Annotated in this window: 12 protein-coding genes; 9 read left to right on the top strand and 3 right to left on the bottom strand. The window is 60.7% G+C overall.

The features are described from left to right. Nucleotide 1: 1 nt before the first annotated feature. The gene (locus AAIA72_RS09655; RefSeq protein WP_369600111.1) at nucleotides 2-1006 is read left to right on the top strand and encodes a thioredoxin domain-containing protein; all 1005 of its coding nucleotides are present in this window, start codon (nucleotides 2-4) and stop codon (nucleotides 1004-1006) included. 4 nt (nucleotides 1007-1010) lie between these two features. Further along, nucleotides 1011-2357 carry a multiheme c-type cytochrome gene (locus AAIA72_RS09650; RefSeq protein ID WP_369600110.1) on the top strand — a complete coding sequence of 449 codons (1347 nt, stop codon included), beginning with the start codon at nucleotides 1011-1013 and terminating at the stop codon, nucleotides 2355-2357. A 48-nt stretch (nucleotides 2358-2405) separates the two neighbouring features. Here the strand turns inward: AAIA72_RS09650 and AAIA72_RS09645 are convergent, their stop codons facing one another. Then, nucleotides 2406-2843 (bottom strand): PaaI family thioesterase, encoded by a 438-nt coding sequence (locus AAIA72_RS09645; protein ID WP_369600109.1) that lies wholly within the window; start codon nucleotides 2841-2843, stop codon nucleotides 2406-2408. Between the two features lie 98 nt (nucleotides 2844-2941). After that, nucleotides 2942-3565, bottom strand: a complete 624-nt coding sequence (locus AAIA72_RS09640; RefSeq protein WP_369600108.1) for a TetR family transcriptional regulator — start codon at nucleotides 3563-3565, stop codon at nucleotides 2942-2944. 288 nt (nucleotides 3566-3853) lie between these two features. Between AAIA72_RS09640 and AAIA72_RS09635 the strand changes: the two genes are divergently transcribed. The 7 genes from AAIA72_RS09635 (at nucleotide 3854) to AAIA72_RS09605 (ending at nucleotide 11963) form a co-directional block, all read left to right on the top strand. Beyond that, nucleotides 3854-4960 (top strand): ferredoxin reductase, encoded by a 1107-nt coding sequence (locus AAIA72_RS09635; RefSeq protein ID WP_369600107.1) that lies wholly within the window; start codon nucleotides 3854-3856, stop codon nucleotides 4958-4960. 20 nt (nucleotides 4961-4980) lie between these two features. Then, nucleotides 4981-6138, top strand: coding sequence for a fatty acid desaturase (locus AAIA72_RS09630; RefSeq protein WP_369600106.1), 1158 nt, complete (start codon nucleotides 4981-4983; stop codon nucleotides 6136-6138). Nucleotides 6139-6167: 29 nt separating this feature from the next. After that, nucleotides 6168-6497, top strand: coding sequence for a hypothetical protein (locus tag AAIA72_RS09625; RefSeq protein ID WP_369600105.1), 330 nt, complete (start codon nucleotides 6168-6170; stop codon nucleotides 6495-6497). 144 nt (nucleotides 6498-6641) lie between these two features. After that, nucleotides 6642-8840: an OsmC domain/YcaO domain-containing protein gene (locus AAIA72_RS09620; RefSeq protein ID WP_369600104.1), complete on the top strand. Its 2199-nt coding sequence runs from the start codon at nucleotides 6642-6644 to the stop codon at nucleotides 8838-8840. Between the two features lie 388 nt (nucleotides 8841-9228). Continuing rightward, the gene (locus AAIA72_RS09615; RefSeq protein WP_369600103.1) at nucleotides 9229-9522 is read left to right on the top strand and encodes a hypothetical protein; all 294 of its coding nucleotides are present in this window, start codon (nucleotides 9229-9231) and stop codon (nucleotides 9520-9522) included. Nucleotides 9523-9560: 38 nt separating this feature from the next. Then, the gene (locus tag AAIA72_RS09610) at nucleotides 9561-11327 is read left to right on the top strand and encodes an FG-GAP repeat protein (RefSeq protein WP_369600102.1); all 1767 of its coding nucleotides are present in this window, start codon (nucleotides 9561-9563) and stop codon (nucleotides 11325-11327) included. A gap of 36 nt (nucleotides 11328-11363) precedes the next feature. Further along, nucleotides 11364-11963 (top strand): hypothetical protein, encoded by a 600-nt coding sequence (locus tag AAIA72_RS09605; protein WP_369600101.1) that lies wholly within the window; start codon nucleotides 11364-11366, stop codon nucleotides 11961-11963. 14 nt (nucleotides 11964-11977) lie between these two features. Here the strand turns inward: AAIA72_RS09605 and AAIA72_RS09600 are convergent, their stop codons facing one another. Continuing rightward, nucleotides 11978-12856, bottom strand: coding sequence for an alpha/beta fold hydrolase (locus AAIA72_RS09600; protein ID WP_369600100.1), 879 nt, complete (start codon nucleotides 12854-12856; stop codon nucleotides 11978-11980). Between the last annotated feature and the right edge of the window lie 10 nt (nucleotides 12857-12866).

Genomic DNA, 12866 nt, shown 5'->3' with positions numbered 1-12866 from the left:
CATGAAACCCTTTCGCCACTGCGCACTGGTGGTGCTGGTTGCCTTCAGCCTGCCGGTCACTGCCGCAGACCCCGTCTTTTCCTTTGACGGCCAGACCTACACCGACGCCAACCTGCCCGCCAAGCTCCGGCAGGAGTTCCATTCGCTGGCCCTGGAGATGCGTGCCAAGCAGCAACAGGCCATCGACAATTATGTGATCGAGACCTGGCTGGAGGCGGAGGCCGGAAAGGCCGGCGTCACGCCGCGTGAAATTCAGAACCGGGTTTTCAAGGTGGACGTGCCGGACGATGCCGCCATCAAGGCCTTCTACGAACAGAATCAGGCCCGCATGCCGGGCACACTGGAGCAGATGAGGGAGCAGATTCGTCAGTACCTGCAGAATCAGCAGTTCCGTGAGCAGGTTCAGGCACTGCTGGCGCGCCTGAAAGAGGAGAAGGGGTATGCCGTCCTGCTGGCACAGCCCGAAGCTCCCCGCTTCAGCGTGAATACCCGTGGGTATCCGGCCAAGGGCCCTGAAAATGCCCCTGTGACTCTGGTGGAGTTTGCGGACTACCAGTGTCCGCATTGCAAGGATGCGGTACCGGTCATGGACCGGCTGGTGGAAAAGTATGGTGACAAGCTCCGTTTTGTGTACCGTGATTTTCCCATCAATCCGTCCGGCATTTCGCGCAAGATCGCCTATGGTGCCGTCTGTGCGGACGAGCAGGGCAAGTTCTGGGCCTATCATGACACGGCGTTTGCCCGGCAGGCTTACCTGAAGAGCATCACCCCGGAAATGCTGGCGAAGGAAGTGGGGCTGGATACCGGGGCATTCAACACCTGTTATGCAAAGGAAGCGACGCGCAAGAAGGTGGATGAGTCCTACGCCGAAGGGGAGGCGCTGGGCATCAGCGGTACTCCGACATTCTTCGTCAATGGCAGGCTGGTTCACGCCTCTCCCGATCTGGAGGCGGATCTTTCCCGTGTCATTGATGCGTCGCTGAAGGAAGCGGGCAGCAAGGAGTAAGCGCATGCACTTCCGTATTCTCTTTCGGTCTTTTCTGCTGGCAGGGCTGGCCCTGCTGGTGGCCTGCGTACCCGGCACCCGGCCTCAGCTGACTGCGGGAGAGTGGACGCTGGTCTATGCGGGCAATCTCAACGGAGAGCTCGAAGCCTGTGGCTGCACGCTGGAAGGCAATCTGGGGGGCATCCTCAGGCAGACCAGGATGCTGGACAGCTGGCGCGCGGAACGACCGGATACCTTTTTCATTAATGCAGGCGGGCTGTTCAACTCCCGCAGCCCCACGGACAAGATTACCAGTCGCTTCATTCTGAGCGGTGTGGCTGCCCAGAGCTGGGATGCCGTGGGTCTGCAGTGGAAGGATCTCGACTATGGTGTGGACTTTCTTCAAACAGCCCAGGTCCCCTGGGTGGCCAGCAACGCGGTCAACCTGCCGTTCGAGAGGGTGCGTTATCTGAACCGGGATGGCCGCAAGCTGGCGTTCTTCGCCTGGCTCAACCCGGCAGAATCACCCTATTCGGCCATGCAGGGCGAGGGATTCCCGGGTGCAGAGATGGATGGCGGGTTCCACGAAGCACTCCTGAAGGCCAGGGGAGATGGCTACCTGACGGTGGTATCGACCACCCTGACCTGGGACCAGGCCAACCGCATGCTCCCGTTGGATGCCATTGATGTCTTGCTGATCCGGCCTGACTCCGAAGAGTATGGCGAGCCGGTCCGGCAGGGCAGGACCTGGGTGCTGAAGCCGGGTACCCGCGGGCAGCGCCTGGCCCGGTTGACGCTGACGGTGAATCCGGACAACTCACTGGCCGTGGCACGCCATGAGGTGGTGACTCTCCCGGCCAGTGTCGGCGAGGCGGAGCGCCTGAAGGACTGGTATCAGGGTTATACCGATGCCCTGATGGAAGATTATCAGCGCCAGGTGGCCTTGCTGCAGGGGGAGGGCACCACCGACAGCCCCTGGGCAGGAGAGCAGGCCTGCGCCGGTTGCCATCAGAGCGCGCATGAGGTGTGGAAGGCATCCAACCATGCGGGGGCCTTTGCCAAGCTGGAGGCGGTGAACAAGGCCTTTGATGCCAACTGCATCGGCTGTCATACCGTGGGATTCGGTGAGCCCGGCGGGTTCATCGACCCGCAGACCACACCGGACCGCATGAATGTCCAGTGCGAGTCCTGCCACGGACCGGGCCGGGCCCATGTGGAAAGTGGCGGTCAGGTGAAACTGGCGGAAGTGTTGGGCGAACAGGGGCCGGTCTGCCTGAAGTGCCACACCCCGGAGCACAGCCCCTCATTCGACTTCAACACCTACTGGCCGCGGATTGTTCACGGTCTGGATGCGGCGCCTGCCCGTCCGTAGCCCCACGGGGTCCGGGCCCTGTGGTCCGACCCGGGCTCTCCGGTGCCCTCAGGCGATGTCCTGACGGGCCGCCTCGGCCTTGTCCTTCAGGGCGTGAAAATCCTCTCCCAGATCAAAGAAAATGCCCTCTGACTGGGCCCGGACCGTGCCGTCCGGACCCAGCAGGTCGGCGCTGATGAATACCTTGCGGCCGCGACGCTCGTCAATCCGGCAGGTCACCCGGTGCGGGACCTTCAGGGGAACCGGCTGGCGGTAGTCCACGCTCAGCCGCCCCGCGACAGCCTTGTGGCCGCTGGCCCAGGCCAGAGTGCCCATCATTTCGTCGAGCACGGTGGCGATGCTGCCGCCATGGGCATGCCCCGGCGGGCCTTCGTGGCGCTCGTGGAAGGTCACATCCGCTTCCAGGGCGTCACCGTTCAGGTGCACCGTGACATCAAAGACTGATTGCAGAAAGGTGGACTGGTAATCCTTGTTCAGCGTTTTCATGGGGATCTCCGGAGCCTGTTGATCATGCCCTTGTTTTAATGGATCGGATCGCGAATGGCTATGGCCGGGGCAATCATCGGGGGTGGCAATATCTCGCATCAATCCCGTTCCCGCCAATGCCGGGCCCCGACAAAGATCAGCTGAATCTGGCGCCGCAGGTGGGCCTTGAAGTCATTCAGCAGTGCCTCGTGGCCGGCGGGCAGATCCACCAGCTCCGAGGTGTTGAAGGCTGCGGTCTGCAGGGCCAGCAGCATCACATCTTCCAGTCGTTCGAGGCTGAGATTCGGCAGGACATCCAGGCGGCGCATGTCCAGCGCCAGCTCATGGGCAAAATAGTGAAGCTCGCTGCGGATGGCCCGGCGTACGGCCAGTGTGCCGCCGGTCATGGCCTGAACCAGAAATACAAACCAGACGCGGTTGGCGAGCACGTAGTGGCAGTACTGATCCAGATAGTCCCGCACCCGGGGCGGGTGTGTCTCATCTGACGAGCGTACCTCGCGCAGCAGTCTGCGCAGCACCCGGCTCAGCTCGTCCACCAGGCTCAGTGCCAGATCTTCCACATCCTGAAAGTGCCGGTAGAAGGCGGTGGGCACCACGCCAGCCCGCTTGGCGATTTCACGGATGCTCAGTGATGCCAGCGGTTTGCCTTCATCCACCCAGTCCAGCGCTGACTGAATCAGCGCCTGCCGGGTCTGTCGTTTCTTTTCCTCGCGTGTCTGCATGGCTCTGCCCGTACAACTGAGTGGACGATTGTACTCCGAATGGCGTCAGGATGGCAGGCCGATGCGGTTGCTGCCGGCCCGCAACGCAAAGGGATAAGAGCGCAGAGCGCTTTTTGGGATGTCATCAGTTCAAGTGTGTACATGAGATTCTACGCGAATGACCTGGTATGCTGTGTGTAGTGTACTGAAATTGAAGGGATATGTTTTGTGTTTGAAAATATTTGTTGACAGGCGTTTTATATTGGGAGTACAACTGTGCACTGAAAATGTCGAAACGAGGAAGCCGCCATGTCTGCACTGCAGCGCGCATTCAATCTCAGTCTGTTCAACTCGCCGCGAGCCGGTGACTACTTTGAACAGCTGGTTCAGGCCATTGACCCCATGTGGTCATTCAGGGAGTACCGGGCACAGGTCGTGGACAGCTGGCCGGAAACGCAGGATACCCGGACCTGGGTGCTCAGGACGGACAATCGCTGGCCCGGATTCGAAGCGGGTCAGCACGTGCACGTCACGCTTGAGATCCGGGGCGTTCGCCATACACGCACTTTCAGCCTGTCTTCCGCGCCGGAGCGGTGGGCCGCCGAGGGGGTGGTTACGCTGACCGTGAAGCGTGTACCTGATGGCCGGGTGACCGGCTGGATGCATGACCATCTGAAACCCGGGCAGGTTGTCAGCCTGTCGAGGGCGACGGGAGACTTCAGGCTGCCCCACCCCCTGCACGAGCGCATCGTCTGGTTTGCCGCAGGGTCAGGCATCACCCCCGTGGCCTCTCATCTGCAAGCACTGGCTCGTCAGGACATGCCGGTACCTGCGACCCTGATGTATTTCGCCCGCACGCCGGAAGACTTCATCATGGTCAGGCCGCTGCAGGCGTTGGCGGAGCGGTATCCCCGTTTTCACCTGCACATGATCGCGGAATCGGCACCCGTTCCGGTTTATGGGAAGGGGCTGCCTCACGGGCGTGTGGCGGATGCGCATCTGGACAAGGCCATGGCACTGTCTCCGGTACGGGTTTATGTGTGCGGCCCCGAACCATTCCGGGCACGGGTTCGCGAGGGGCTCCTTGCACGGGGGCTGCCGGAGGCAAGTCTGGTGGAGGAGCGTTTTGGCATCGCACCGGTGGCCCGGGCGCTCAATGCGCCGGTGCGCGTGCGTTTCAGTGCCAGCCAAAGAGAGATCGAAACCCGTGAGACCGCCAGCCTGCTGACGCTGGCTGAACAGGCGGGGCTCAATCCGACCGCCGGTTGTCGCATGGGGATCTGCCACACCTGCAAATGTACCAAGCAGCAGGGCCTGGTGCGCAACCTGCTGACCGGCGAACTTTCCGGTTACGGCGAGGAAGAGATCCAGATCTGCATCAGTACCCCGGTCACGCCGGTTGACCTGGCCCTTTGACCCTCAAGGAGGACATGAACATGACACAGGCACTGACAATTGAAGTATTGAAAGAGGCCCGCTCACAGGCATCAGCGGGAACACCTTCCATCCCTGCTCCCGAAAAGCTTGATGCGCTGGCCCGGGAACTGGACGCCTTGCGGGACGCCGTGCGTGCTGATCTTGGCGAACGCGATGCCAGCTATATCCGCAATCTGATCCGAATCCAGCGCATGAGTGAAATTGCCGGGCGGACGTTCATCCATCTCGGCATCACGCCGGTCTCCTTCGGGCTCGGGGTGGTGGCACTGTCCATTGCCAAGATCCTCGACAATATGGAAATCGGCCACAATGTGATGCACGGTCAGTATGACTGGATGAACGATCCGCTCATTCATTCCCGCAATTTCGACTGGGATACGGCCTGCGACAAGGATTCCTGGAAGCGCACGCACAACTACGAGCACCATACCTTTACCAATATCGTGGGCAAGGACCGGGATTATGGTTATGCCGTGCTGCGGCTGTCAGATGACACCCCCTGGCATCCGTTACGCCTGCCCCAGATTGTTTACTTCGGGCTGCTGAGCCTGTTCTTTCAGTGGGGGGTCGCCCTGCATGAGCTGGAAGCGGAGCGCCTCTGGAACGGCACGTTCCGGCTGGAGGAGAAGAAAGGCTATCTGCGCGATGCGGCGAAGAAGGCCGGCCGGCAGATTTTCAAGGACTATGTGTTCTTTCCCGCCCTGGCCGGCCCCCTGTTCTGGAAGGTGATGCTGGGCAACGGTCTGGCCAATGCCGCGCGCAATCTCTGGGCATCCACCATCATCTTCTGCGGACACTTCACGGAAGGAGCGCACACGTTTACGCCCGAAGAGTGCGAGAACGAAAGCCGCGGCCACTGGTACTACCGCCAGCTCACCGGATCGAGCAACTTCGAGGGCGGCCGCTGGCTGCACATTCTGAGCGGCCATCTGAGCTATCAGATCGAGCATCATCTGTTTCCGGATCTGCCTGCTCACCGCTACCCGGAAATTTCCCTCGAGGTCCGAAGGATCGCGGAACGCTACGGTATCCCCTATAATACCGGACCGTTCTGGAAACAGTATCTGAGCGTGGTCAAACGGGTGCTCAGATACTCCCTGCCGGGGCGTCGCAAGCACAGGGCGGCCGGCATGGCGGAGGCCGCCGTGACCGCATGATCCGGACCAGACAGGACAGGAGGGCGACCATGGGCTGGTTGCAGCAACTTGAAATCATCAAGGACACCGTTCAGACCGGGATTGACCAGACCGTGGAATCGGTGGAAAGGATTCATCAGCGCATCGGCGATGCGGCACTGGATGTGCTCGTTCGTGCAGGGGCGCCGGAGGCGCGGATCAGTGCACTGCGCGAGCGTCAGCAGCAGATACTGACCATCGTTTACGGCACCATCCGGGAAGTCAACCAGAGCCTGGGCGCCCTTGCCACGGATCTGATCGATACGGTCGAGACGGGCAAGGTGGCCGCCGAATCCACGCGCGAGGTGTCTGAGCGCAACGACGCATCCGGTCAGGGCTGAACCTGGGGCCGGAGAATCCCCGTGGCCGGGAGGCGTCGCCCGGCCATTCTCCGCAGGCCGTGCCATTCGTGCCCAAAACTGGGATAATACCCGCTTTCTGCGCCCCCGCAGCCCGTTTGGTCACCAGTCACCCCCGGAATCTTCATGGAAATCAAGGTCAACTTTCTCGACAATCTTCGGCTCGAAGCCAAATTCGACGACTTCACGGTCATTGCAGACCAGCCCATCCGTTACAAGGGCGACGGCTCCGCACCCGGCCCCTTCGATTACTTTCTGGCCTCCTCGGCCATGTGTGCCGCCTATTTCGTGAAGGTGTACTGCAAGGCGCGCAACATTCCCACGGACAACATCCGCGTGGCCCAGTACAACATCGTGGACCCGGAGAACCGCTACAAGCAGACCTTCAGGATTCAGATCGAGCTGCCGGAAGATCTGCCGGAAAAGCACAAGCAGGGGATTCTGCGCGCTGCCGAGCGCTGCACGGTCAAGAAGGTCATTCAGGAAGGACCGGAGTTCGTGATCGAGCACGTGACCAGCCTTGATGACGATGCCCAGGCCTTGCTCACGATCCGGCCGGATGACACGCACCGTACCTACATCGAGGGCAAGGATTGTCCGCTGGAGGAAACCATCGCGCGCTTTACGCGGATTCTCGCCGATCTGGGCATGAAGATCGAAGTCGCCTCCTGGCGCAATATCGTGCCGCATGTGTGGTCCCTGCATATCCGGGATGCCGCATCGCCCATGTGCTTCACCAACGGCAAGGGCGCGACCAAGGAGAGCGCCCTGTGCTCGGCGCTGGGCGAGTTCATGGAGCGCCTCAGCTGCAACTTCTTCTACAACGACCAGTACTTCGGGCCGGACATCGCCAACGCACCCTTTGTCCACTATCCCGATGAGAAGTGGTTTCAGCCGGGGCCCGATGATACGCTGCCGGATGGCATGCTGGACGAACACTGTCTGGCCATTTACAACCCGGAGGGCGAGCTGCGCGCGTCACACCTGATCGACACCAACTCCGGACGGGCGGACCGGGGCATTGTCTGTCTGCCGTTTGTGCGGCAGTCGGACGGAGAAACGGTCTGGTTCCCCTCCAATCTCATCGAAAACCTGTTCCTGAGCAATGGCATGAGCGCGGGCAACACACTGGCGGAAGCAAAAGTGCAGTGCTTGTCGGAAATCTTCGAGCGCGCCGTGAAGCGGGAGATCATCGAACAGGAAATCGCCCTGCCGGATGTGCCGGAATCGGTGCTGTCCCGCTACCCGGAAATTGTCGAAGGGATCCGTGCACTGGAAGCCCAGGGTTTTCCGGTGTTGGTCAAGGATGCCTCCCTGGGTGGCCGGTTCCCGGTCATGTGCGTGACGCTGATGAACCCTCGCACAGGCGGTGTGTTCGCCTCCTTCGGTGCCCATCCGAGCTTTCATGTGGCGCTGGAGCGCAGCCTGACGGAACTGCTTCAGGGGCGCAGCTTCGAGGGGCTCAATGATGTGCCGCCGCCCACGTTCAACAGTACGGCAGTCAGTGAGCCCAACAACTTCGTGGAGCACTTCATCGACTCCACCGGCGTGGTCTCCTGGCGTTTTTTCAGCGCCCGTCCGGACTACGAATTCGCGGACTGGGATTTTTCAGGCACCACCGGGGAGGAGTCGGCCTTTCTGCTCGGCCTGCTGGCGGACATGGGCAAGGAGGTGTACGTGGCCGAATACACGGATCTGGGCGTGCCCGCCTGTCGCATTCTGGTGCCGGGCTACTCGGAAGTCTACCCGGTGGACGACCTCATCTGGGACAACACCAACAAGGCTCTGGCCTTCCGCGAGGACATCCTCAACCTGCACCGCCTGAATGACGACCAGCTGGAAGCCCTGCTGGAGCGGTTCGAGGAATATCAGCTTGATGATTACATGACCATCATCACCCTTATCGGTGTCGAATTTGATGAAAACACCGTCTGGGGGCAGCTCACCGTTCTCGAACTGAAACTGCTTGTCTGTCTGGCGCTGGGACGACTGGAAGAGGCGCTGGAATACACGGAGATGTTCCTGCAGTACAACGACAATACCGTGGAACGCGGCCTGTTCTACCAGGCCATGCGTGCGGTACTGGAGGTGGTACTGGATGAGGATCTGGAGCTGGATGACTACGTTGGGGCGTTCCGCCGCATGTTCGGCGATGAGGTGACAGACGCCGTGCTGGGTTCCGTGGAAGGTCGGGTGCGCTTCCATGGCCTGACGCCCACCAGCATGAATCTGGAAGGGCTGGACAAGCATCTGCGCCTGATAGAAAGCTACAAGAAACTGCACCGGGCACGCGCCCGGGCAGCCGGTATTGATCTGGAGACGTGAACGGGCCCAGTTGGCCGCGGGCAGGATGCCTGCGGCCAACTGGTGCGAGGCATGAAAATGTCAGACAAATTTGCATATTGAAGTGATCAAGGTTCTGGCTGTTTACTGAATTTTACATTTCTCAATTTCTTTGCTCGCCCTCCACCCCCTGAGTCCTCACTAACCTCCTGTAATACTGAACAAAGTACCTTTTTTGCCCAATCCTTGCAAAATGTGCCTCGCCCGAGTTCGGAGTCGCGAGTGCGCCATACAGGGTGCCGTGATGTTGAGCCGGGTAGCGGAGATCAGGACCGAAGACGAGTTGGGAGCAAGTCCGGCAACCTGATCGTGAAGCCACTTGAGGCGCACGACAGATCAGGATGTGGTGACAATGAGAGGAATGTTGTTCTTGAGCGGGCTGATATTGCCCGTGGCCGGCGGGGCGGGAGAACCCTGTCTCGTGGGTGCGTGGCGGGCGGTCAGTGAGACAGCACGCCTGCCGGAGATGCCGTCCCGCACGCACTTGGAGATTCCCGGCGTGGTTGGCATGGACAGCTGGCGAAATATGGGTGAACAAACAGTCGACGCGCCTCATCGCGCCGAGTTCAAATATATCTGTCGGGGAGATGAATTGGCGCTCAAAAAGGAAGGTGCCTCGTACAGCCTGGGTTATGGCTACGTGGGCCATTACCGCCGGCGCTGAGCCGCACAACAAGACAGTGACATCGGGGAGAGATGAAAATGTGGAAGAGAATAAAGAAACCGGCAGCCGTGGCACTGCTGATGACCGCGTCGCTTTCGGGCTGCGGTGGCGGTGGAGGCAGTGGAGGCAGTGGAGATTCTGAGTCCTCGCAGCGCATTCCGTCCGCACCGGAGCTGGCTCTGCAGTTGCAGGCAGGCAAGACGTTCCACCTGACGTGGAATGATGTACAGGGTGAAACGGAATACCGGCTTTTCGAGGACCCTGACGGAGCGTCGGGCTTTGGTCTTGTTGCAACACTGGATGCCGGGACCACCGCATACCAGCATGAAGTGTTCCTGCCCGAGCGACAGCAGGCGCGTTACATGCTGCAGGCGTGTAATGGACTGGGGTGCAGTGACTCGCCGGAAATCGGTGTCGATGGCAATCTCGCCGGTGCGATTGGCTATCTCAAAGCCATGCAGCCGGAAGCTTACGCCCGGTTTGGAAGTGCGGTTTCGGTATCCGAAGCCGGAGATACCCTGGCTGTAGGTGCTTACAGTGAGTCAGGTGGAGAGGGACGCGTACATGTCTTCGTTCGCTCCGGAAAGAGCTGGACACATCAAGCCACGTTGTCAGCCTCCAACGCAGAGCCATCCGACTGGTTTGGGGCAAAGGTTGCGCTCTCCGGGGATGGTAATACCCTGGCGGTTGCGGCTTCCCTGGAGGACAGTGCGGCTACCGGCATCAATGGCGATCAGAGTGATAACAGTGCCGACCGGGCCGGAGCTGTGTATGTTTTCCAGAGAACCGGCACCACCTGGGCGCAGGAGGCCTATCTCAAGTCTGCTGACAGTGACCCGTTGGATTTGTTCGGCTTTGACCTTGCCCTGTCATACAACGGGGAGATTCTGGCCGTCGGCGTGGAGCGCGAAGACAGCAACGCCACGGGCATCAACGGTGATGCCACAAACAATGACCTGACGGATTCCGGTGCCGTGTATGTGTTCGCACGCGACAGCGGCGTATGGACGCAACAGGCTTATATCAAGCCGGCGGAAGCGCAGCAAGGCCTTTTCGGGCATGCGCTGGCATTGGACAAGACCGGCGAGACGCTGGCTGTCGGCGGTTACAGTGACTTTGTCAGAACATCGGCAGGCGACCTGATTTTGGCGGCGGGGCAGGTCTATGTGTTCCGGCGGGACGGGGTGACGTGGTCTCAGAGTGCACTGATTACGGCGTCCAACCCGGATAACAGTGACTGGTTTGGCTGGAGCGTTGCGCTGTCCGGCGATGGAGCCACCCTGGCAGCGGGAGCCATATTCGAGGACAGCACCGCCACCGGCGTCGGCGGTGATGGGAACGATAACAGCGCGCCCAACAGCGGTGCGGTGTATGTGTTCAGCCGCCAGGATGACGGAACTTGGGTTCAGGAGGCGTACGTCAAGGCGTCCAACACCGATGCAGACGATGAGTTTGGCCGTTCGGTCGCACTTGACACCGATGGCAATACGCTTGTTGTCGGTACCTCAAGCGAAGATGGTGCGGCTTCGGGGCTGGGCGGGGATCAGAGTGATAACAGCGCGCCGGATGCGGGCGCAGTCTATGTGTTCCGGCGTAGCCAGGGCAGCTGGTCTCAGCTAGCCTATGTCAAGGCACCCGCCCCCGATGAGAATGATCGATTTGGCCTGGATGGCAGTGTCGGGATCAGTGGGGCAGGAGATATGCTGGTGGTGGGGGCAACCGGAGAAAGCGGTGCAGGGCCGGGGTTGGAAGGTAATCCCGAAGACAATTCCCTGACCAAGAGCGGAGCGGTTTTCGTGTACTGAACGGGTTGATTCACGTTGAGACAGGAGGCGAATTGGATGACACCCTTGCAAAACACCGTGCCCGCACCACACGCTTTGACCCTGATGCTGCTGTACTCACTGGCCAGCCCGGTACTGGCTGGTGAGTCATGCCTGGATGGGGTATGGAGTGCTGCGGAAGAACGGGCTCAGCTTCGCGGAGCCAGTGGCGAACAGGATATCCTGAAGATAACAGGGAGCCTGACCCTTGAGCTGGCGCAGTCACCGGCCACCGATGCACCCGGGGCGGGATGGAAGCAGCTCCGGCTGGTCTATCAGGATTATGAAACCCTCAGCCAAAAACAGGTATTGAAAATGAGAAGCGACCGGCGAGTTCGCTTTCAGGGGACTGCCGAGGGAATGTGGCGACTGGATGAAAAGCGGCAGGAGATCACCCTCAAGCCTGCTGGCCGCATCAAGATGGCCGCGTTCTTCAAGGCGGAAATTCCGGAAAAAAATACGGAGAACCCCTGGAGAAAAATGGGTGAAGGGCCGGTATCGGCACCCCATCGGAATCATTTCAGCGTTTCGTGCAACGGAAACACACTGACGCTCAAGAGCGATGCCGTGTCCGGCCTCGACTCGGTACATTACGAAGGGCGGTTTCACAGGCAATGACAGGCCTTGGGATGTCACGGGCGGCAGCGTTTTCCGCTCGCTGTTTCAATCTGTTCAAGAAAGGCTTGACGTATCTGAGCGTCCGCCAGGCCGGCGATATGGGGGCCCCGGGTTTCAAGCAAGCGCACGCTGGGTGGAGCGTGGGCGAGAATCTGCCGGGCGTGATGAAAGCCGACGATCGGGTCTTCGGGGCTGTGCAGCAACAGAACCGGCAGTCCGTTCACGTTGGCGATGCGCTGCTCGGCATCATGATCATCAGGAATCAGCATGGCCGGGAGCACTAGCGGCCAGCTCAGCCAGTGCCGGGCCATGGCTTCCCGGGCAATCTGTGGCCAACTGGCCGGGGCGGACTCCGTGATCAGCGCCCGGAAGGGCCGCAAGCCTTCGTGAGGCGCACCACTGAGTTCCGGCCGGGAAAGATAATCGATGGCCAGCGCACCGCCCAGGCTCTGCCCGAACAGTACCAGCGGGCCCTCTGTGTGTGCGCTGAGCCAGTGATGGGCCGCATGCACATCTGCCAGTGCGGTTTCCAGAGTGGAGGTGCCCGCCGAGCGGCCATAGCCCCGGTAGTCGAGCAGAAATACCGACCAGCCGTGGCGAGTCAGCCAGGCCACGCTGTTCATGTGTGTACTGAGGTTCTCGCCGTTGCCATGCAGGAACAGCACCGTCCCGCAGCGTGCGCGGTCTGGTGCCAGCCACCAGTTGACCAGCGTGATCTCTGGTTCGGGGAACAGGTAGACGGTCTGGTAGGGGATGCCGAGGCGATCCGGCAACTGGTAGTACCGGGTATCGGGGTAGAACAGCCAGCGCGTTGAGGTGGCACAACCCGTCAGGAGCACGCACGCCAGTATCAGGGAGATCAGGAGGCGCCTGCGCTTGCCAGCGTCTGTCATGCCGTCCGGC

The organism is Thermohahella caldifontis (genome assembly GCF_041153465.1).
In the GTDB taxonomy this organism is placed as follows: Bacteria; Pseudomonadota; Gammaproteobacteria; order Pseudomonadales; family Oleiphilaceae; genus Thermohahella; species Thermohahella caldifontis.
The sequence above is the reverse complement of the archived record's forward strand: the minus strand, read 5'-3'. Positions and strand labels throughout refer to the sequence as shown.